Origin of the sequence: Vreelandella neptunia, assembly GCF_022489065.1 — a bacterium.
Classification (GTDB): domain Bacteria; phylum Pseudomonadota; class Gammaproteobacteria; order Pseudomonadales; family Halomonadaceae; genus Vreelandella; species Vreelandella neptunia_A.
On sequence record NZ_JAKVTW010000003.1, the window covers coordinates 249,043 to 270,658 of the forward strand.

The window sequence follows — 21,616 nt, forward strand, 5'->3', positions numbered from 1 at the left end:
ACACACTAGCGAAGACGCATAACGCATGACGCTTCTTGCCCTGGGAATAAATCATCGTACTGCCAGCGTGGCCGTGCGTGAGCAGGTAGCTTTTTCACCAGCGCAGCTTGAAACCGCGTTGGCTGAATTGCGCAGCCTGCCACAAATCAGTGAAGCGGCGGTGCTATCGACCTGCAACCGCACGGAGCTTTACTGTGTCACGGATGCGGCTGGCGAACAGGCGGTACTGAATTGGCTCGGACGCTTTCATAATTTACGCGTCGATGAGCTAGCTCGCTGTGCCTACCATTATTTAGACAACGATGCCGCGCGCCATTTAATGCGTGTGGCCGTTGGCCTGGATTCTATGGTGCTGGGCGAACCACAAATTCTGGGTCAACTGAAAGACGCTTATCAACAGGCTAGAGAGTCAAAAGGCTTAGGTGGTGAGCTAGAGCGTCTCTTCCAGCACACCTTCGCTGTGGCCAAACAGGTACGTACTGAAACCGGTATCGGCAAAAATCCCGTTTCTGTGGCTTATGCCGCGGTCAGTATGGCTAGCCGTATTTTTGACGACTTCAGTCGTTCACGCGCGCTGCTGATTGGTGCTGGGGAAACCATTGAGCTGGTCGCTCGGCACTTGCATGAAGCCGGTGTTCGCCAGCTTACTGTCGCTAACCGTACCCGCGAACGCGCCGAACTTGTGGCAGGCCCGCTGGGTGGCACGGCGATTACCCTGCAGGAAATTCCTGACGCCCTAGAGCATGCCGATATCGTCATCTCTTCCACCGCGGCCCCGCTGCCTATCCTCGGGAAAGGCATGGTTGAGCGGGCGCTCAAAAAGCGTCGCCATCGGCCGGTCTTCATGGTCGATATCGCCGTTCCGCGTGATATCGAGCCTGAAGTGGGCGACCTAGCCGATGTGTTCCTCTACACCGTTGACGATTTAGAAGAGGTGATTCAAGAGAATCGCCGTCATCGTCAAGTTGCAGCTGATCAAGCGGAGTCGCTGATTGAGCACGGCGTGGGCAGTTGGCAGCATGAGCGACGCATTCGCAACGGTGGAGAGTTGATTCGTGACTATCGCCAGCATGGCGAAGCGCTGCGCGATCTCTCACGAGACCAGGCGCTTGAACGGCTGGCGCGCGGTGAAGACCCTGCTAAAGTCATTGAACGGTTGGCGCATCAGTTGACTAATCGCCTGCTGCACCAGCCGACTCAAGCCATACGCGATGCCGCATCAGAAGAGCATCATGCACTGCTGGATGCCGCACCGCGCCTGCTGCTGCCTATAAAACCTGCCTTTGAAACCACGCCTGCGCCCCCGGCTAACCGCCAGAAGGATGATACGCCCGCATGAAAGAGACTTTGCGCCAACGCTTAGACAGCTTTACAGAACGTTTTGAAGAGCTGGCAATGCTGCTGTCGGATCCTGAAGTGATTAATAACCAGCAGCGCTTTCGTGACTATTCACGAGAATATTCTGAGCTAGAAGAGCTGGTAGCCGCTTGGCAGCGTTATCGTGATATCGAAACCAATATGCAGGAAGCCGAGCAGCTCAGCCACGATAGCGACGCTGATATGCGCGAGTTGGCGGAGATGGAGCTTAGCGAAGGGCGCGAACGGTTAACCGAGCTAGATACCGAACTTAAACGCCTACTGGTACCTAAAGACCCCGATGATGGGCGTGGGGTGTTTTTGGAAGTACGTGCCGGTACAGGGGGTGACGAAGCCGCCATCTTTGCTGGTGATCTGTTTCGTATGTACTCCCGCTATGCTGAAAAACGCGGTTGGCGGGTCGAGATTGTCAGCGCCAGTCATGGCGAGCAGGGCGGCTACAAAGAGATTATTTCCCGCGTCAAAGGCGATGGCGTTTACGCCCAGCTAAAATTTGAGTCTGGCGCCCACCGCGTACAGCGCGTACCGGCGACCGAATCACAGGGCCGCATTCACACCTCTGCCTGCACCGTGGCGGTCATGCCTGAAGTCGAGGATGTGGGTGATATTGATATCAACTCAGCCGATTTACGCGTCGATACCTATCGTTCCAGCGGGGCTGGCGGCCAGCACGTAAATACCACCGATTCCGCGATCCGCATTACCCACCTACCAACCGGCGTGGTAGTGGAGTGCCAGGAAGAGCGTAGCCAGCACAAAAACCGTGCCAAAGCGATGTCCCTGCTGGCGGCTAAGCTCAAGCGCAACGCGGTAGATTCCCAGCGTCAGGAACAGGCCGATGCGCGCCGTTCGTTGGTGGGTTCTGGGGATCGAAGTGAGCGAATTCGCACTTATAATTTCCCCCAAGGGAGAATTACCGATCACCGCATTAATTTGACCTTATATAAACTCAACGAAGTGGTCAGCGGCGAGCAGTTGGACGACGTCATCAACCCGCTGATTCACGAGTACCAAGCGGAACAGCTCTCAGCCCTTCAGGACGCCTAATGTCCCTTGATGCGCTGCTAAAGCAGGCTTCCCAGCGATTACACGCGGCGGGATCGACCTCGCCGCGTATCGATGCCGAAGTGCTGCTGTGCCATGTACTCGAGCGGGACCGTACCTGGCTTTACACCTGGGGCGATAAGATGTGTTCGCCCCAAGAGCATACCCTTTTTGATGCACTCATTGACGCACGTGTTCAGGGCACCCCTGTCGCCTACCTGACCGGCGAGCGCGAATTTTGGGGGCTGCGCCTGGCGACGTCACCCAATACGTTAATTCCCCGACCCGATACCGAAACGCTGGTCGAGCTTGCCCTTGCGCGAGCGTCAAACCCCACTGGCCGACTGCTTGACCTTGGAACGGGCACTGGTGCCATCGCGTTGGCGTTTGCCAGCGAGCAGCCCGGCTGGAAAGTACTCGGCGTGGACGTGCGTGAAGAGGCGGTCAAGCTGGCAACACATAACGCGCAGGCCTTAGGCATTGGGAACGCGCGTTTTTTAGAGAGTGACTGGTTTGGCGTGCTGGAAAGCTATGATGGGATAGGCACGCTTTTCGATATCATTGTTAGTAACCCTCCTTATCTTGCTGCCGATGATCCGCACCTCGCCGAAGGGGATGTTCGTTTTGAGCCTCGCTCAGCGCTCGTTGCAAAAGCTGATGGCATGGCTGATTTATTGCACTTGGTACATTCCGCTCGGGACTATTTATCAGCGTCTGGCTGGCTGCTACTGGAACACGGTTATACCCAAGCCGGTATGGTCCGCATGGCACTTGGTAGCGCTGGTTATCAGAACGTTGAAAGTGTTCGTGACCTGGGGGCGAATGAACGGGTTACTCTAGGTCGCCTAATAACAGCCACTTAAACTCATTGAGTACAAACAACAGCGCTAATTTTATAACCGCCGCCAATTCTCAAGCGCGGATGTTGATAGGCTACATTAATAACTAACTGATTGATTAGAATTTGTATATAAATGGTCTGCTTACTCAGCGCCATTGAGTACAACCTTTAGCAAGGGGCTCGCATGAAGGACTCTGGCATGAAACCTAAAAATAGAACGCTGGACCGTATCGACCTTAAAATCCTGCGCTGCTTGCAGGAGAATGCACGTATTTCCTACGTAGATTTGGCCTCGGAAGTGGGCTTATCCACAACCCCTTGCCTTGAGCGCGTCAAACGCTTGGAAAAGGCCGGTATTATCCGAGGCTATCAGGCAATTCTCGATCCGCGTGCCTTAAAGGCCAATTTATTAGTCTTTGTCGAAATCAGTTTAGAAACACAATCGCCCGCCGTATTTGATGAATTCCGGCGTGCCGTTGAGAAACTACCCCAGATTCAAGAGTGTCATTTAGTATCAGGTCAGTTTGACTACATTTTAAAGTGCCGAATCCCTGAAATGGCCGCCTATCGTCAACTCTTGGGCGATGTAGTGTTAACGCTTCCCGGGGTAAAAGAGTCGAAAAGCTATGTGGTAATGGAAGAGGTGAAAGAGAGCTTCAATTTGCACATCCCCGCTTTCGAGGAATTTGAGGATAAGTAAGCCAATGATGGACGATCAGGCGCTGCTGCGCTATAGCCGCCAAATCATGCTGCCCGAAGTGGATATCGAAGGGCAAGAGCGCCTGCAATCTGCCCATGCATTGATTATTGGTGCTGGTGGTCTGGGGTCGCCGGCGGCGCTCTATTTAGCGGCAGCAGGGGTAGGCCGTATTACGATTGCTGATGCCGACCACGTAGAGCTTTCCAATCTTCAGCGCCAAATAGCGCATCAGCAGAAAAGCGTAGGTTTGAATAAAGCGCTCTCTGCTCAGGCCAGCATGCAAGCACTTAATCCACATTGTGAGATCGTGGCGTTAGACAAGCATCTAGAGGGTGATGAGCTGGGGCGCTTAGTGGCTTCAGCGTATGTGGTGCTGGACTGCACGGATCGCTTTTCAAGCCGTTATGCGGTCAACGCCGCTTCACAGAAGGCCGGGATCCCGCTGATTTCCGGTGCCGCCATTCGTTTCTCAGGACAGCTGGCCGTGTTTGATCCCCGAAATGCCGCTTCCCCTTGCTACGCCTGCCTTTATCCACCTGATGATAGTGGCGACGAAGCCCTCAGTTGCGCAGAAAGTGGGGTGATGGCGCCATTGGTAGGCTTAATCGGCTGCTTTCAGGCAGTCGAGGCGTTTAAGCTGCTTAGCGGTGCTGGGACTGCCCATCAGGGGTTATCCACATTTGACGGGCTCATTGGTCAGTGGCGGCATTTTCAAGTCCCCCGTGATCCCGCCTGTCCCGTATGTGCTCAGTTCCGTTAGACGTTTAGATACCACTTACGCTTCGGTTTGATCATGCTGAGCAGCGGGGCTCTTATTAGCGGCAGGTTTGTCTGTGGTTGTTTTTGGAGCGGCAGAGCCTGACGTGCTGCTCAGAGTTGATGATGTTTTGGTGCTGACTGAACCATCGTTAAAAGCGCTTTTTAGCACGTCGTTGTCAGGGTTCATATCGATGCTGCCGTGGAACGTGCTGCCATCTTCCAGCACCAGACACGGAGCAATAATGGTGCCTGAGACTTTAGCTCCTTTATGAATGGTCGCGCGGTGAAGTGCCACTAGGTTACCGTTTACCTCGCCTGACACATGCAGTGTGTGGGCAAAAACATCACCTTTAATATAACCATTAGCGCCCAGTGTCACCGTGTGCTGTTTACAAGTGATGATGCCGCTGACGCGTCCCTCTACAGTCAAGTCTTCATCACTATTAATATCGCCCTCTACTTGCGTGTTACTACCGATAACGGAGAGGCTTGAACGTGCACTGTTGTTTGACGGGGGTGGAGACGATGATGAACGGGGCTCGGCCGCGATCAACGTCGCCGCTTTATTCTCTGTTGAGGCATTCTTTGCTTTGTTAAACATTGGGTGACTCCTGTTGAAAGACCCCGAGCGCTCAATGGGCGCACGTTAAACACTAAAAATTTCCATCTAGCACTTTAATCTGCTTACTTGCTTAACAAAGCTTGGAGTTAAGCCGAGTGAGGGTGCCTATTCGCGCTGCCGAACACACCTTAGAGGGCGTATAACGTTAGCTGGACAACCACCTCTGAGGCGATAGGGTAGCGGCATGGGCATTCAAGCATGGTTTATTATTCTAGGCGTTGGTGCCATGACGCTGATTGTATTGGACGGCAAGCGGTGTAAGAGAAAACAGCGTGTTTCTGGTGTGTCCGTACCGCCGCAACACCTCTCTGCCGTCAGTGCTTCACCTGTGCATAGCGAATTCCATAAAGAGATTTCACCGCTGGAAGCGTTTACTGCTGCAGAGGGGGAGTCCGTCTTAGACCATCGCCACCAGGGCAGCCGGATTGGGGTAGCGACGCATATTGCAGGCAGAGTAATCGCTGACGAACCGGTGCTTATTAAAGGCCGCGTAACGGGAACGGTGATTGCTCCTAACCACACGGTGACAGTGACATCCACCGGCTATGTAACGTCTTATTTGGAAGGGAATCGTGTCGATATTGATGGCCACGTGGAGGGCGTCCTTAAAGCCAACACCAAGGCCACGCTACTAGCGTGTGCACGAATACAAGGTGTGATCGAAGCGCCACGGTTGGAGTGTGTAGCGGGCGCGTGGCTAAACGTTGAGGTTGCTCAGCAAGCTGCTCGTAACCGACCAAAAGTGGCGATGGTGTCTTAAAGACGATGATGGCTCTTTACCCTACGCATTATACAAACGTCTAAAATCACTCCAAATCGTTTCAGTTGGTCTGACCCTCGCCGATACCTAATTGAATGACTTATAAATGAAAAAGGGATCAACGGGATGAAGCACCTCTCTATTAAATGGAGCCTGACTGCCGCGTTAGCCTTGCTGGTGCTTATGATTGGGTTGATAAGTGCGCTTGGTTTCTATGCAAATCACAACAGCTCTCAAGCACTTGAGGAGCTGACAGACACTAACGTACGGCTCACGAACTTAGCCAACCGTACACAAGTACACTCTCTTAGAGCACAAACCTTCCTAGACCGTTCGGCTAGTTTTAGTACACAAGGTAACCCAGAAAAAGGGCAAGAGAGTCTCGCCATGGCCGCCGAGGCCGTCGCTGCCGCAGAGACGCGTTTTAATGAGTTTCGAGCTTTACCTATCGATCCCGAAGGCACGCTTGCGCCACATCGCGAGGCGATTATCAGCGCTTATGAAGCCTTTGTGACAGAGGGTATTTCCCCATTGCTAGAGGCTGCTCCTTTTCAAATTCAGCGTAGGCAGGAGGAGTTAGGGGTATTAAGTGCGGATCTGGATGTGGCAATGAGTGGATTTATTGCCTATACCGAAGGCCGAGGCGCTAGTGTCCTTCAACAGGTGAACCACTTAGCCACTGTGATTGGTGTTATTGCTATCACCCTGCTAGTGATATCACTCATGGCGGCGGTTGCCATCAGGTGGGCAATGATGCGTAGCGTTGTAAGGCCATTGCGGGATGCCAGTGAACATTTCGCTCGGATTGCCGATGGCGACCTAACGGGGCACATTGAAAATCGTGGCCGTAATGAAATTGGCCAGTTGTTCAGTGGGCTAGCGGCTATGCAGGAGAAATTAAAGCAGCTGGTTATTTCCTTACGTGGCAGTAGTGAGCGAGTTTTCAGTGGTGCGGGTGATATTTCTTCGGGAAGCCAGGATCTTTCCTCGCGCACTGAGCAACAGGCGTCAGCACTGCAACAAACTGCCTCCAGCATGGAAGAGATGTCGACCACCGTGAGTAAAAATGCTGAAACGGCCCAAGAAGCTGACCAGCTTTCGGTCGCGGCATCACAGTCTGCTGAGTCAGGTGGTGAAGAGGTAGAGCGGACGGTGCAACTCATGCGCGAGATTGCCGCCAGCGCAAGCCAGGTCAACGATATTATTGGCGTGATTGATTCAATTGCCTTCCAAACCAACATTTTGGCACTTAATGCGTCGGTTGAGGCCGCCCGTGCAGGTGAGCAAGGCCGAGGCTTTGCGGTAGTCGCCAGCGAAGTGCGTTCATTAGCAACGCGCAGTGCAGATTCTGCCAAAGAGATACGTAGTTTGATTGAGCAAACTACCACGAAAATTAACGGTGGAGCTGAGCAAGCAGAGCGCAGTGGGCAGACGATTCATAAAACGGTAGACGCCATTCACCAGGTCACAACGTTAATGGGTGAAATTTCGACGGCAACCCGGGAGCAGAATAGTGGCATTGAGCAGATCAACGCGGCCCTTACTGAAATGGATTCTGTGACCCAGCAAAATGCTACGCTCGTTCAACAAACCAGTTCCGCCGCCAGTGCTTTAGAAGAACAGGCCCGCGAACTAGCCGATTTGATGGCTACTTTCCGCCTTGATGAGAGTGCAGCCAGCAGTGTTGCGCTAACACACAAACATGCCACGCAAGAGCAAGAAGCTGATAAACGCGCTGAATCAGCACCCCGCCAGCAAACGACGCCAAGCCAAAAGGCCACGGTTGACGAATGGGATGAGTTTTAAGTCTTAGCTAAATAAAAGCCGCCGAGGTACATATAGTCTCATCGGCGGCTTTAAACGCTTATTTGTTTAAAAGCTTTTATGCGCGTGCTGAAACGCGCAGGCGTACATAATCGGCCGTCCAGTTTCCTTGCTCATCACGTAGGCTGTGGCCTAGCAGCGTTAAGGTATTTTCCAGCACGGCCTCACGTACGTCTTCATCAAGCCCATGTAAAAACGGGCTGGCAAAGGTTTCGAGCCATCCAATCATGCCGGTGGGTAGGGGGGTAGGGCGAGGAATCAACTCAATGCTTTCTACTTTAAACCCCACCGTTTCCAGCATGCCAGCGTACTCATGTGGAGTAGGAAAGTACCAAGGATGACGGCCTCGAGCGCTAATGCCACGGAATTGAAGGGCCGCAATTAGCGCTGTGCAAATAGCAGCGACGTTGCCATGACCACCGAACTCGGCCACAAACCGCCCCCCCGGCTTTAAAGCACGCTTAACGCCTGCTAAAACAGCCTGAGGGTCAAGCATCCAGTGCAGAGCCGCATTGCTAAATACAGCATCGAACTCATGGTCGAAAGGCAGTTGATGGCCATCGACCACACGTGCAGTAATACCACGCTGACGTGCCGCCGTTACCATCTCTTCAGAAGCATCGATCCCAAGAACATCAGCCCCTAACTGTACTAAGCGCTCTGTCAACGAGCCATCGCCACAGCCAAGATCCAAAATGCGTTCACCGGATTGAGGCGCTAACAGTTTAACGACTTCGCTGCCTAGTTTAGGTACGAAATTAGCATTTTGGGCGTAGTCGCTGGCATTCCACTCTTGCCCTGGTGCGTTTTGAGAGATATTGGTCATGTCGGCTTCCTGGCGTCGTTATTATTCCATCAAGGGGCAGTCACAAGCGTATAGCCATAGCAGTATAGCTTGCCGAAGGCTAACTTATTAGATAGACAATGAAATTCTAATAAATAACAGTGATATTACCTATTTTTATCTAGACTGTTTTGCTAACTGTGAGCAGCGTGCGTGGCGTATTTAACAATACCAATGGAGGGTGTTAATGAATCTATCAATACCGCGTTACAGCATCGTTTCTCCTGTCGGGATCATTGCCGATACCCATGGGTTACTTCGTGATGAAGCACTGGAGTTGCTGGAAGAGTGCGAGCTGATCCTACACCTGGGTGATGTAGGCAATAAAGATGAGGATAAAGCGATCTTAGAGCGCTTGTCAGCAATAGCTCCCGTTCACTGTGTCCGAGGCAATATCGACACGGCTGCTTGGGCTGAAAACTTGCCAATGTGCCAGGATATAATCGTTAATGAGCGGCACTTACATCTTGTTCACCGTTTAGAGGATTTTGATCCAACCACCTATTGCGATGCCGTTCTACACGGGCACTCCCACAAACCCCGCAATGAGCGCCAAGCCGACAAGCTACTCTTCAACCCTGGGGCCGCCGGGAAGCGTCGTTTCAAGCTGCCGATTACGTTAGGTAAGTTATGGGTAGACGAACGCGGCGTGCGCGGCGCAATTGTTCATCTACCGTTATAGGCTGACCTTTAATTTAAATTGCCCTGCACCTCAACCTTCGCCATCACTATGCTTAGTCGCTCATTTGAGCTTCATATTGCTTTACATGGCGTGTGCAACTCCCCGTTAAGGCAAATCCTGTTAAACGCGGCGGTTCATTTAGGCTGTGGCTATAGTGTAAAAACGTTGCGCCTTGTTCATCAGTTGACTGCTCAACCCACTCGCCTTGTTCTTGAGAGGGCCATACCGCTATTGGATAGGAAGGGGTTTTAATGATAATGGTGGAGGCCTTGCCTTCGTAGTGTTTTGTTTCACCGCAGAGCAGGCCCCCTAATGCGCTAGCTTGTGCTTTTAACGGCCTAATGTAGGGCAGTAGCTGGGCTTTGTGCTCAACGCAGTCGCCTAAAGCAAAAATATGCTTATCAGAGGTTTGTAGCTTAGCGTCTATCACGATGCCTTTTTGAACCTCTAAACCCGCTTGTGACGCCAGCACAATATTGGGGCTGAGGCCCAAGGCACTTACAACCACATCTGTTTCTAGGTGCTGACCGTTAGTGAGTGTGACTGATAAGTGCCCATCTTCATGCTTTTCAACCGCGTTGAGCGTCATTTCATTGATGATCGTTATGCCTTTATGTTGAAACTGCTCGGTAAGTTGATGGCTGAGGGCTTCTGGTAACAGGCGTGCAAGCGGGCGTAGCGCCAGATCTACTAACGTGACTTGATGCCCCGCACCCGATAAATCATCGGCGAATTCACAGCCGATTAAGCCCGCACCAAGAATCACAATGCGGGATTTAGGTTGGCTATCCAACTTTCCACGTAACTGACGATAGCTAATAAGATCGTTAACCTGCATTACCTCATGAGCCGCATTACCCGCTAAGCGAGGTTTAGGCTGCTGAGCGCCTAGTGCCAGTACTAACTGGCGATAGGGTATACCTCCCCTGGGCGTAACCAAGCGTTGCTGGTCACGGTCAATGCCTAATACTCGGGTACGTGCGACTAAGCTTACATTGAGGCGGTTGGCCTGATGCTCGCCAGTGCTCGTTATTAATTCATCAGGCGCTTGGCCTTTTGTCGCCGCCACTGAGATTTGGGGCTTGTAGTAAATGTCGCTGGAACAGCGTGAAATGACCACAATAGGAACCGTGAGATCACGCTGGCGAATATTCTCCACAAGTGCCCACGCTGCCATACCGCCGCCAACAATGACGATCTGTTCAGCATTATTGGGTAATCCGTCTGCTCGGTTATCACTAATGACGGTTTCAGATGAGCTGGCTGGCAACGCTTCTAGTAGCACAAAGTCTTGCTTACGCACGCCACAATCGGGGCACTCCCAGTCATCGGGGATATCTTCGTAACGCGTGCCCGGTGGCAGATCTCCGTCGGGGTCACCATGGGCTTCATCGTATATAAAGCCACAGACAATACATAAATAGCGACGGTAAGGCTGGTCAGTGACAGTCGTCATGGTGAAATTCCTTTAAGCGGCATGCAAGCGATGGAGTTCTTTGCGGATATGCTTCATAGCTGGCGTTACAATGGCCACAAAATAGGATTCACGAAGCTTACGCTGGGCGGGTGCATCGGCAAGATAACCGCGTGCGCCAGCATGCAGCATGGCTGCTTGCGAGGCACGCAACGCAAGTTCTGAAGCGCCGTAGCGCAGCTGTAAAACATCGGCAAATAATTCATTTGACGCATCGCCTGTGACTTCCTGTCCCAATAGCGCAGTGGCTTTGCGGGCATCGTTTAACGCTACTTCAAGGGTTTCAGGCTGTTCATCCAGAAAACCATTAACGTGCTGATGGGTTTCTCGCATCGCGTGCATGATGTCTATGCATCCCTGGATGACACCCAGCCCCATACCCATTTGGAGCAGCACAAAACCTGACCGAATACGGGGGATGAGTGTGCCGACCTCGTGGCTAATCACTTGTTGGTCAGGAATAAAACTATCTTGAAAATGGCAGGCGTAGGTGCCACTACCTTCTAATGCGGTAAATTCCGTACACTGCTGTAGGCGAAATCCAGGCTGGTCACAGCGGGTGAGCGCCATAATGTTGCGAGAACTACCTTCCAATTGAAAAATAGCCGCAAAGACGTGATCTGGCCCAAGATTAGAAACCCACGGCAGAGTACCATTGGCCAGGTAGCCACCTTCAACTCGTCGTACATGGATCTTAAGTGGCTCGATACTAGCGAAATGTTTCATGGCGTTGGAAAGCCCGGTTCCGCCTAACTGCTTGCCGCTACTAATTTGAGGTAGCCAGTAATCTCTCACACTCGCGTCATCTGCATGCTCTAAGTACCAAGCCAGCGCGTCTTGGCACCATACGCAGAACCCTGTCGACATACACTCTCGTGACACAGATTCCATTGCTGAAATGGCGCGGGTGAAATCCGTACCCGTATTTAATTGCTGAGATGCAAGGTGAAGGCGGTAAGCGCCTTGCTGCCCCAATGCATGCATGAAATCGCCTGGATAAAATCCTTTACGGTCAATTGCAACCGTGTGGGGTGCCAACTGTTGACGAACTAATTGATCTATTTCTGTTAGCACGGGGCGTTCTGTTAGGTGAGTGAAACGATTAATAGCATTCATGATTGAGCCTTCAAACAAAGGTTGGATTCGGTAAAGCACCTTGTAAGGGTGCATCGAGTCTCTTTGTCATTAACACGGCAGAATTCATGCCAGTTACGGTCAAAAAAGTGCTAACTATTTAATAATTAAAATAATTTAATTTATTTAAAGTGCATGTTGATGGGGTTTGATCAGTTAATTAAGTTACCCATATGTACAATGTCGACAATCAAGACATAAGTGACGACATTGTCTGCGTTTGAGCGCGATATCCTTCCTCACCTTGCTACTTAGCGAGTTTTAATTTGTTCAAAGTTGCCCTCCATATTTAAATTTCACCAGTAAATCAAAAAATTACCAAGACACGGCATCAGTTTTGCAACGGTTAAGCATAGAGGCGAATCCGCCAATTAAAAAATACATGCTTGGCTAGAGGACGCATCATGGGTGCATCAATTCAGATTAATGGCATCACTCATCGCTTCAGCGGTAAAGGACCGAATGTTCTTGAAAACTTAGTCTTTGATATGGCGGCAGGACGAAGTACAGCGCTCATTGGTGAAAGCGGCTGTGGAAAGTCCACTCTTTTACACATGTTGGCTGGCTTGATGTTGCCCACGGAAGGTTGCGTGAGAATTAACGGACAACAAGTTACCAAACCACATCCAGAGTGGAACATGATGTTTCAGCGCCCGGGGTTATACCCTTGGTTAAACGTTCGTCAAAATGTGGCGCTTGGTCTTCAGTTTACCGGGAAGACAGAAGCGCTAGCGCAGCGTGTTGATGAGATGTTGGCGCTAGTCGGGCTAAGTGATAAGGGGGCGGCGCGTCCCCAAGACCTGTCGGGTGGTCAGCAACAGCGCGTTGCCCTAGCGCGGTCACTGGCCGTTGAGCCTGACGTTATTTTATTAGACGAGCCGTTTTCAGCATTAGATGCGTTCACGCGCCGCAATTTGCAGCTTGAAGTCCGTCATATCGCTCGTGAGAAAAATATTACGCTTGTGTTAGTGACTCATGATATTGACGAGGCACTCACCATGGGGGATAGCGTCGTCGTCATGGGGCGTAACCCAGGCACCTTTCAAAGCGTGATGAATATTGATCTTGCTTACCCACGTAACCCTATAGACCCCAAGTTTGCTAAATTGCGCGAAGACTTGATGGCACGTTTTAAGCACTCCGTAGAAGGGCAGCCACAGGCACGCCAAACAAGCTTTGATGCAATTGCTAACAATACTAACAAAATCAAAACGCCAGCCCACGAAAGGCCCTTAGACCAAAACAATGGTCGCTCTTCCTCTTTGCCTCTCAACCGCTAATCGCTGGAGTCATCACTATGCCCCCTTGCAATTGCCACCCTAACGATCCGCAAGACTATCAAGTGACTAACGCTGGTCGTCGTCGTTTTATGCTAGATAGCCTGGCTGCCGCTGGCGGTTTGGCGGCGGCGATGAGTATGCCTAATATGATGCGCCAAGCGATGGCGGATGACGGGACAGTAAGAATTGGCTATTTACCTATCACCGATGCAACACCGCTCTTAGTTGCCCATGCATTAGGCTATTTTGAGGAAGAGGGGCTTAAAGTGGCCGAGCCAGAGCTTATTCGTGGCTGGTCGCCGCTGGTAGAAGGGTTTACCCGGGGCCGTTTTAACCTTGTGCATTTGCTAAACCCTATCCCTGTTTGGATGCGTTATAACAATAACTTCCCCGTTAAAATTATGGCCTGGGCGCATATTAATGGTTCCGCCGTACTCGTTAGTGGGCAGAGTGGAGCGCAGGAATTTGCTGATTTAGGTGGTAAGCAAATTGCCGTGCCTTACTGGTACTCTATTCACAATACGTTATTACAGATGGCGTTGCGCAATGCCGGTTTAGAACCTGTGATTCAAGATCAGACAGCGCCCTTGGCCGATAATCAGGTCAATCTAATGATTCTGCCCCCGGCAGATATGCCACCGGCCTTGGCTGCTGGTCGCATTGATGGTTTTACCGTTGCTGAGCCTTTTAACGCCGCAGGTGAATTACTTGCGGGGGGTAAGTTGCTGCGTTTTACCGGTGATATTTGGCAGAACCACCCTTGCTGTGTCGTGTGCATGAACGAAAACCAAGTAGAAGCCAATCCAGAGTGGACCCAAAAAACGCTCAATGCGTTAGTAAGAGCGTCTATATATGCACAGCAAAACAAAGTTGAAACAGCCGAAATGCTATCGCGAGATGGTCGAGGTTATTTGCCGATGCCTGCAGAGGTGGTTATTCGTGCCATGAGCCATTATGACGTTGATGACTACGCAAGCCCCAGGGCGATTCGCCATAGCGAGTGGGGAAGCGGCCGGATCGATTTCGCTCCTTTTCCCTATGCATCGGCCACGCGCCAGTTGGTTAGCGCAATGAACGATACGCTAGTAGGCGGTGATACCACGTTCTTGAATGGGCTGGATCCTAATTTCGTGGCAGAAGATTTAGTGGATTCTCGTTTTGTGCGACGAGCGATGGAGCAGTATCCGGAGGCGCACTTGCCCAATACGCCAGAAGCCCAGCGCTGGGAGCGCGAAGAGAGGATTGAGCTATGAGTCATAGTATCAGCAGCGCAGATATAGCTGCCCGGCCGAGAGCCATGCCATGGATTAAGCTTCGTCGCCAATTGATGGGCAAAATAGCGTATCCATTGATTGGCCTAGCGATTCTCTTGGCTTTTTGGTGGTTCGGTGGCTACTTAATTGCCAGTAATCCTGCAACGCAGGCTTTTGCGGGGTTTGCTCCAGCGCAAGCACTGCCACAAGCTTGGCAGCTATTTATTTCAGGCACGTTAATGGGGACTGTTTTGCCGAGCCTTTACCGTATTGGAATGGGGTTATTATGGGCAATATTAGTGGCGGTGCCGGTAGGCATTTTAGTAGGTGCTTCCCCGGTATTACGCCAAATCACCGGCTTTCCTTTTCAACTGCTTCGAATGGTAAGCCCTTTGGCGTGGATGCCCATCGCGGTACTAGCGTTTGCGACCTGGGACGGGGCAATTATTTTTCTTATCTTTATGGCTGCGCTCTGGCCCATTCTGTTTTCAACTGCCTTTGCGGTTCAGCGTATCGACCCGATGTATTTCAAGATTGCGCGCAACTTTGGGGCTTCACCACTAGCTAGCCTACAGCGACTTGTGTTGCCCGCTATAGCGCCCGATATTTTAGCGGGCTTTCGCTTGGCGTTAGGTATCGCCTGGGTAGTGTTAGTGCCCGCCGAATACCTGGGGGTGACAAGTGGCCTTGGCTACGCGATTAATGATGCCCGAGATATTCTCGCTTATGACCTGCTCGCTGCCTTAGTGCTTATTATCGGCATTATTGGCTACTTATTGGATAGCGTTATCGTGATGCTAATTCGATATCTCGGGTGGCAAAACAGTGATTAAGATAAGCTTTTCAAACGCCTTGCGCGAACAGAAGTTACAGGGAGAAGCACTATGAATACGCCGCCATTGAGACACAAGAGTCAGGATATCAACCAAGATACCTTGATCCTCTCTGAGGCGGCGCATTTTCTGGGAAGCTCGTTAGAAGCGGATACCACGATTCCTGCGGTACTACGTTCGCTCTCGCAGTTGGCAGGGCTAAACCGGGGTCGTGTGGTTCTTCCAGACGCTGATAATCAAATGCTCCGGATTGCCTACGCTTATGGGCTGCAGCCGTTTGAAAAAGCGCGGGGTATCTATCGCCGGGGAGAAGGTATTACTGGCAGTGTCATGGAGGCGGGGCGTGTCTGTGTGGTGCAGAACATTGATGAAGAAGATAATTTTCTTTTTCGAGCGGTTACTCGTGATGTGCTTCCAAATGATGTCGTAGCATTTATCGCTGTTCCCATCCTATTGGATGAAATGCCCGTGGGTGTTTTGGCATGTCATCGATTGCGCAATCGCCCGCGTGGTATCCAAACCGATTTGCATCTGCTGCGCATTATTGCTGCCATGATTGGGCAAATGCTGCGCATCAAAGAGTTAATTAGGCAGCGTACTGAGCGGTTAGAGAATCAAAATAGTGCGCTGCGCTCGGCGTTAGAGCGCCACAAAGTCCAAGATCAGCTTCTCGGTAGCAGTTCTAAGCTTAAGCAAGCGCTTGATGAAGCGATTCAAGTTGCCAATAGCGATGCCACTATTATGCTTCAGGGCGAATCAGGCACAGGTAAAGAGCGGTTCGCACGACTGATACATGCACATAGCTCGCGTGCCAAAAATCCATTTGTGTGTATCAACTGCGCAGCCATTCCTGAGCACTTATTGGAGGCTGAGCTATTTGGTCATGAAAAAGGCGCATTTACCGGAGCGATACGTAGCCGTGCAGGCAAAGTAGAGGCTGCTAATGGCGGCACTTTGTTTCTGGATGAAATTGGCGACATGCCTCTAGAGCTGCAAACTAAAATGCTACGTTTATTACAAGAGCGCAGTCTGCAGCGCGTAGGTGGGGATCAGGAAATCCCCGTCGATATTCGCGTACTCACCGCCACTCATATGGATCTTCAGCAGGCGGTTAATAATGGCGAGTTCCGTCTTGATCTCTTCTACCGCCTTAATGTGGTACCACTGCGTTTGCCGCCGCTACGGGAGCGAGAGGGTGACGTAGCACTGCTGGCACACTATTTTCTTAACGTGTTCAATTTGCGCCATGATCGACAGCTGAATTTCGACTCAGGCGTTGTCAGTCGGCTGGATAGCTATCCTTGGCCTGGCAATATTCGTCAGCTTGAAAATGTCATCGAACGTGCCGTGCTTACTTCACGTGGCGTGGGTATTTCATCTGCTCACATAGAGCACATCCTGCATGATGAGTCGCAAATTGAACGCTATCCTGGGCCTAATCATCATGTTAATTCAATAGTAAGCAATACGAGTAAGCTAAGGATTGATGATGCTGAAGTAATTCCTGGGCGCACCTATGCAGGAATAGGTAATGCTTTACAAGATGGATTGCCGTTTGACGGTGTTGGACGGCCATATCAACGTATAGCTGATGCCGATCCCGACCAGTTAATTGCCGTGCTGCGTAAGGTACGTGGCAACAAAACTGAAGCAGCCCGGCAGCTTGGTCTAAGTCCTCGTCAGTTAGCCTACCGGCTACAAAAATTGGGTATCGATAAAACCCTTTATCGCTAAGCTCTCAATCGCAAGGCCTCAATCTAAGTCTTCAATCTTAAGCCCCTGTCTGCGCAAGGGCTTTGGAATGGCCTTGGGGTTACTTTGCGATAATGGCTGTAGCCAATTGGCTAGCTGTCTGCCAATTCAATATGGAAGTTGACTGGGTTACGCATAGTATTAGCGACGGGAGAATAGAAATTGGCGTGTTTGACAATATCGTCAAGAGCTTCGCGTGAGGCATCACCCTCAATCACCACTTTTACCCGTATATCCTGAAAACCCATGTCGGAAGAGATCATTTCAGCGCCCCCAGCGCCCCAAGCGGCAGGGTTGCCAATATCCCCTTCAATAAAAATCTCCAATTTAGATAGCTTAACCTGTTTCCATGTGGCGACCGCGGTAATGCCTACGGCCAAGCAGCCTCCTAGCGCAGCAAGGACAATTTCACCAGGAGCGGGAGCAGTATCCTGGCCAAATAGGTGTGGAGGTTCATCAACCACGACTGGCTGGTGCTCACCTACATAGTTCAGCGTGCGATACTGACCTTCGCAAACAGTATGCACTTTGTTAGTACCGCGCATTTTAGGATTATTACGGCCTTTTTCGGCGAAGCCTAAAAGCCCCTCCCGATCAATAGGGCGCAAATAGTGGCTAACGGTTTGAGGCGTGTCTGTTGCGGTTGCCATGGTAGGCTCCTTGCATCATCAAAGTGGCAATGGTGTTGTATATAGCTGTCTTATGTTATATCGACAAAGTGTAAGAGCATTATGCATACCATAGGCGGGTTAAACATTTACTATCAATCTGTTAGCTTTTTCCTGTGATCAACTATAAACATTAAAGATCTAATATTAATAACAATGTCGACAAGTAATTGTTGTCAATGTCGACATTGTTTATGCGTACAGCATTGCCCAAATCTCATTAGGCTGTACAAATCTGTTACACTAGATTCAGTTGTATTCAATTAAGTATTATTCAGATAAGCGAGGTTTCATGAACAACGTTATTGATCTCCTAAAATCTCACCGTTCAATTCGTAAATTTAGCGACAAGAAAATTTCCCACGAACTGTTAGTGGAGCTTATTCAAGCCGGGCAGGGCGCGGCTACGTCTAGCCATGTTCAAGCGTATACCGTTATCCATGTCAAAAATCAGGCTAACCGCGAAAAAATTGCCGAATTAGCTGGGGGGCAGGGTTACATTGCTAGCTGCTCAGATTTCTTGGTGTTTTGTGCCGATATGAAGCGTCCTACGGAGGCGTCGGAGCGTACTGGATCCAATGTTAACCGAGGCATGACAGAGCAGTTGCTGGTGGCCACTGTGGACACGGCGTTAATGGCACAGAACGTAGCGGTAGCTGCTGAGTCTGAAGGGTTGGGGATCTGCTATATCGGCGGTATCCGCAATAATCCGCAAGAGATTAGTGATCTGCTACGCCTACCCGATCACGTCTATCCCGTGTTTGGCATGTGTCTTGGCTACCCTGATCAAGACCCTGAGGTAAAGCCCCGCCTAGCAGTAGAAGCGGTTCTTAAAGAAGACTACTACACTGATGATAGCGAGCAGGTACAAACCTTCGACGCCACTATGCAGGCTTACTACCAAGCCCGTAGCAACAGTAATAAAAATACCGACTGGTCGCATAATCTTAAGCCACTTTTCGACAACAAGCTTCGCCCTCACATGCGTGATTTCTTGATCAAACGTGGTTTTGAAATGAAGTAGCGTTGAGGTGAAATAAGGGCTTGGCACACTTTTTAATAGGATTTTTGGAAAAGCGAATGCTCTGTTCGTTATTAGAGATTCTCTTTTCCTCGCTATCAGGAGCTTCACCGCATGCGCGTATTTGCTAACCCCGTCGGTTCCGGCTCTCTTTGGTTCGACAATCTCACTACTGCTGACGGTACCCCCGTTGCCTATGACCCTCAGGCGCGAGCTTTTGTACCAATGCCACCGTTCTGTATTAATCGGGACATTATCGGCTGCAACTGGATCGCACCTGAAGAGGGCGCTTTTTGCCGCTCTTGTGCCATGACGGCTTTGGCACCCGACCCGGAACTTCCCAATGCGATACCCAATTGGGCGAAAACCGAAGCGGCCAAACGTTGGGTGCTCGATAATTTGGGTCGTTGGCACTGGTTCCGCCCGGAGGACCCAGGTGCGCCGCCAGCTTTCCATCTGCTGGCTGAGGGTCGCACACCCGTTCCGATGGGGCATATAGAAGGCGTGGTAACCATTAGTGTGGCGGAAGTGGATCCCGTCCTTGTCACCACCCGTCGCGAGGCACTTGATGAGCCTTACCGCACCATGATTGGCCATATGCGTCATGAAATATCGCACATGCTTTGGTGGCGGCTAAGCCTGCGTGATGACTTTCTAGACGCTTTTCGCGAGATGTTTGGGGATGAGCGTCAAGATTATACCGCAGCGCTTCAACGTCACTATACAGAAGGCCCGCCACCGAATTGGAAAGAGAGCTTTCTGACGACTTATGCCTCCGCACACCCTCATGAAGACTGGGCTGAGACTGCCGCACACCTGCTGCATTTAACGGACATAGCCGATAGTTTTGCAGCATCAGAACTCTCATCGCCGCAACTGCCCAGCCATCAGTGGGAGCCGTATGCAGAACCAGATCCGGAGCGTTTGATTTACGTAGCGGCAGAGCTCACGGTGGGGGTGAATCACGTTAACCGTTCAATGGGCTTGCCTGATCTCTACCCCTTTGTGCTCTCAGAAGCCGCGCGTCATAAGCTTGCGTTTGTACATGATTGGCTGCGCCGGGGTGCGCAAGGGCTGTAATAGAGCTATACGTTAATACGTTGACGAGTCGTTATGACATAGACGCGTCATTAAGTCGTAATGAGATGGCCTTAACTGTATAAGCAAGATGATAGCAATAGACGATTACGACAGATGAGAACAACAAAGACCGAGCCACTACCCATGGCCTCGGTCATACAGCATGGAGATTGAACGATGAATCTAAACCGCGCTTACCGACTGTTAGCCGCTTTCTACACAGTGATCCTGATCATAGGTGTTATCGCTTTAATGGCAGGTGGTGGAACGCTGTTAGCGCCCGTGTATTTGCTTTTAGGGGCGCTAGCGGTGATTGGGCTGTGGGGATATATCCTCAAACGAGGGTTTATGAATCCTCGTATGTGGCGGCCCCTAGCAGGGGTATTGGCGGTGGGTATTGCGCTTCAGTTATTCATAATGCTCACTACACCGCTCTCCAGCGCCGTCTTAACGTGGATGCTTACCAGCAGCATTTTTTCCGTTTTGTTAGTCATCATGCTTTACCACTATGGCAATCGCGATCAACCTCTATGGGCGACGGATGAAGAGCACGTAGCTGCTCGTCAGTTAGATAATTTATTAACGAGTAGTTCTCCATTAAAAGCTGTCACGCGTGATGGGACGCGGGAAAATAGCGTTAAAGTGTCAAAATCTGCTAACGGTTACCAAGCCAGCGTGACGCGACGTACACAAGAGGGGCAGGAACGATTCGAAGAGCGATTCCAGTATCCCGAAACGCTAGTGTTTTTCTTAGAGAAATTTACTAGCGTTACGGTTAATGATTTTCAGCCCATTTCATTAGGTGATAAAAGCAAGGCTCAGTAAGATTTATAAAAATCAAGCTACTGAACTACTGTCTTTTATAGTCAGTAGTTCTTTAAGTTGTGGCTCAAGTGCTTCCCTGATTTTTGCGTGGAAAGGTTTTAATCCTTCATGCATACCTTGTTCAGCTTTCATATGATCGATGTAATAGGCATACCTAGTGCCATGGTGCTCTATAGCGTCACTCACTTGTATGAAGTGGAATCCTGATAAAGCTAGTAACCTAGGTAGCCGAGGTTCCATCATAGCAAAAACATGGTATTTTCCACTTAAAATAGCTAGTGAATAAGTACATAGAAAGAGTGCAACTGCTATCATCGGGAACGTGTTTTCTTCTTCGATCGTAAAATTTTGGTCAGTTAGTTTTTTTTCATTTTGTTTTTTTATTTTATGGTAAGTACGAAAGTTTCTTGAAATTGCTAAACGTGATGCCTCACATTGCTCGAGCTTCGGCATTCTGGCGGGATGGATGGTTTCGTGGTTTAGACTTCTGTCTCCCTGTATTTCTACAGGTAATTTGTTAAAATTAGAGGTTGGGTCAATTGAAGGTATAATCAAGCGCATGCATCCAGCTAGTAAACCGCTTCTTTTATGTTCGATTAAACAATGTAGAGAGTTTTCGTCATATCCGTCTGTCTCAATTTTTTTTGATTTATCTTCTTTCATTTCGTAGTTAAACTCTTTTAAAAAAACCTCATGGCGTAGCTCTAAAGCTCTTTGTTTTTCTTGGGGCGTTTTAGCTAATATGAATCGATAGTCGTTTAAAAAATTTCTCAATACTTCGTGATCTAATGATCTTGTAGGCTTTTTGGCTCCTGGAGAGATCATGCTTTAATTTCCTTTAAA

The 21,616-nt window shown here is 50.3% G+C and carries 21 protein-coding genes; 15 read left to right on the top strand and 6 right to left on the bottom strand.

Going from position 1 to position 21,616, the window contains the following annotated elements; translation table 11 throughout:
• Positions 1-25: 25 nt before the first annotated feature.
• The 5 genes from hemA to MLE19_RS07360 all read left to right on the top strand — a co-directional run bounded on the left by hemA (position 26) and on the right by MLE19_RS07360 (position 4,722).
• Entirely contained in the window at positions 26-1,339 is a 1,314-nt protein-coding gene (gene hemA / locus MLE19_RS07340) for a glutamyl-tRNA reductase (protein WP_240717508.1), read from the top strand.
• Positions 1,336-2,424 carry a peptide chain release factor 1 gene (gene prfA, locus MLE19_RS07345; protein WP_240717509.1) on the top strand — a complete coding sequence of 363 codons (1,089 nt, stop codon included), beginning with the start codon at positions 1,336-1,338 and terminating at the stop codon, positions 2,422-2,424. The genes hemA and prfA overlap by 4 nt, the downstream gene beginning before the upstream one ends.
• Entirely contained in the window at positions 2,424-3,284 is an 861-nt protein-coding gene (gene prmC, locus MLE19_RS07350; protein ID WP_240717510.1) for a peptide chain release factor N(5)-glutamine methyltransferase, read from the top strand. Before prfA ends, prmC begins: the two co-directional genes overlap by 1 nt.
• A 177-nt stretch (positions 3,285-3,461) precedes the next feature.
• A complete protein-coding gene (locus MLE19_RS07355; protein ID WP_007113443.1) occupies positions 3,462-3,962 on the top strand; it encodes an Lrp/AsnC ligand binding domain-containing protein in 501 nt (166 codons plus the stop codon).
• A gap of 4 nt (positions 3,963-3,966) precedes the next feature.
• Complete coding sequence (locus tag MLE19_RS07360) at positions 3,967-4,722, top strand: HesA/MoeB/ThiF family protein (RefSeq protein WP_240717512.1); 756 nt, start codon at positions 3,967-3,969, stop codon at positions 4,720-4,722.
• Between the two features lie 15 nt (positions 4,723-4,737).
• On the opposite strand, the gene MLE19_RS07365 is transcribed toward MLE19_RS07360, so the two are convergent.
• Entirely contained in the window at positions 4,738-5,322 is a 585-nt protein-coding gene (locus MLE19_RS07365; RefSeq protein WP_240717514.1) for a bactofilin family protein, read from the bottom strand.
• A 205-nt stretch (positions 5,323-5,527) separates the two neighbouring features.
• On the opposite strand from MLE19_RS07365, the gene MLE19_RS07370 reads away from it, so the two are divergent.
• Positions 5,528-6,103, top strand: coding sequence for a bactofilin family protein (locus MLE19_RS07370; RefSeq protein WP_240717515.1), 576 nt, complete (start codon positions 5,528-5,530; stop codon positions 6,101-6,103).
• A gap of 126 nt (positions 6,104-6,229) precedes the next feature.
• The gene (locus tag MLE19_RS07375) at positions 6,230-7,909 is read left to right on the top strand and encodes a methyl-accepting chemotaxis protein (protein ID WP_240717516.1); all 1,680 of its coding nucleotides are present in this window, start codon (positions 6,230-6,232) and stop codon (positions 7,907-7,909) included.
• A 76-nt stretch (positions 7,910-7,985) separates the two neighbouring features.
• On the opposite strand, the gene MLE19_RS07380 is transcribed toward MLE19_RS07375, so the two are convergent.
• Positions 7,986-8,753, bottom strand: a complete 768-nt coding sequence (locus tag MLE19_RS07380) for a class I SAM-dependent methyltransferase (RefSeq protein ID WP_240717518.1) — start codon at positions 8,751-8,753, stop codon at positions 7,986-7,988.
• A gap of 205 nt (positions 8,754-8,958) precedes the next feature.
• On the opposite strand from MLE19_RS07380, the gene MLE19_RS07385 reads away from it, so the two are divergent.
• Positions 8,959-9,453, top strand: a complete 495-nt coding sequence (locus MLE19_RS07385) for a metallophosphoesterase family protein (RefSeq protein ID WP_240717520.1) — start codon at positions 8,959-8,961, stop codon at positions 9,451-9,453.
• Positions 9,454-9,505: 52 nt separating this feature from the next.
• Here the strand turns inward: MLE19_RS07385 and MLE19_RS07390 are convergent, their stop codons facing one another.
• The gene (locus tag MLE19_RS07390; RefSeq protein ID WP_240717522.1) at positions 9,506-10,909 is read right to left on the bottom strand and encodes an FAD-dependent oxidoreductase; all 1,404 of its coding nucleotides are present in this window, start codon (positions 10,907-10,909) and stop codon (positions 9,506-9,508) included.
• A 12-nt stretch (positions 10,910-10,921) separates the two neighbouring features.
• Positions 10,922-12,043, bottom strand: a complete 1,122-nt coding sequence (locus MLE19_RS07395; RefSeq protein WP_240717524.1) for an acyl-CoA dehydrogenase family protein — start codon at positions 12,041-12,043, stop codon at positions 10,922-10,924.
• Between the two features lie 422 nt (positions 12,044-12,465).
• Between MLE19_RS07395 and MLE19_RS07400 the strand changes: the two genes are divergently transcribed.
• The 4 genes from MLE19_RS07400 to MLE19_RS07415 are packed head-to-tail and all read left to right on the top strand — an operon-like array spanning position 12,466 to position 17,161.
• Positions 12,466-13,341: an ABC transporter ATP-binding protein gene (locus MLE19_RS07400; protein ID WP_240717526.1), complete on the top strand. Its 876-nt coding sequence runs from the start codon at positions 12,466-12,468 to the stop codon at positions 13,339-13,341.
• A 17-nt stretch (positions 13,342-13,358) separates the two neighbouring features.
• A complete protein-coding gene (locus MLE19_RS07405; protein WP_240717528.1) occupies positions 13,359-14,594 on the top strand; it encodes an ABC transporter substrate-binding protein in 1,236 nt (411 codons plus the stop codon).
• Positions 14,591-15,427: an ABC transporter permease gene (locus MLE19_RS07410; protein WP_240717530.1), complete on the top strand. Its 837-nt coding sequence runs from the start codon at positions 14,591-14,593 to the stop codon at positions 15,425-15,427. Before MLE19_RS07405 ends, MLE19_RS07410 begins: the two co-directional genes overlap by 4 nt.
• A 51-nt stretch (positions 15,428-15,478) precedes the next feature.
• A complete protein-coding gene (locus MLE19_RS07415) occupies positions 15,479-17,161 on the top strand; it encodes a sigma-54-dependent Fis family transcriptional regulator (RefSeq protein ID WP_240717531.1) in 1,683 nt (560 codons plus the stop codon).
• 110 nt (positions 17,162-17,271) lie between these two features.
• Here the strand turns inward: MLE19_RS07415 and MLE19_RS07420 are convergent, their stop codons facing one another.
• Positions 17,272-17,829, bottom strand: a complete 558-nt coding sequence (locus MLE19_RS07420; RefSeq protein ID WP_240717532.1) for an OsmC family protein — start codon at positions 17,827-17,829, stop codon at positions 17,272-17,274.
• A gap of 310 nt (positions 17,830-18,139) precedes the next feature.
• On the opposite strand from MLE19_RS07420, the gene nfsA reads away from it, so the two are divergent.
• The 3 genes from nfsA (at position 18,140) to MLE19_RS07435 (ending at position 20,773) form a co-directional block, all read left to right on the top strand.
• Complete coding sequence (gene nfsA, locus MLE19_RS07425) at positions 18,140-18,871, top strand: oxygen-insensitive NADPH nitroreductase (protein WP_240717534.1); 732 nt, start codon at positions 18,140-18,142, stop codon at positions 18,869-18,871.
• Between the two features lie 111 nt (positions 18,872-18,982).
• On the top strand, positions 18,983-19,948 hold the full coding sequence (locus MLE19_RS07430; RefSeq protein ID WP_240717536.1) for a zinc-binding metallopeptidase family protein: 966 nt from the start codon (positions 18,983-18,985) through the stop codon (positions 19,946-19,948).
• Between the two features lie 177 nt (positions 19,949-20,125).
• Entirely contained in the window at positions 20,126-20,773 is a 648-nt protein-coding gene (locus tag MLE19_RS07435) for a hypothetical protein (RefSeq protein ID WP_240717538.1), read from the top strand.
• Between the two features lie 12 nt (positions 20,774-20,785).
• On the opposite strand, the gene MLE19_RS07440 is transcribed toward MLE19_RS07435, so the two are convergent.
• Positions 20,786-21,598, bottom strand: a complete 813-nt coding sequence (locus MLE19_RS07440; protein WP_240717539.1) for a PEP-CTERM/exosortase system-associated acyltransferase — start codon at positions 21,596-21,598, stop codon at positions 20,786-20,788.
• Positions 21,599-21,616 lie beyond the last annotated feature (18 nt).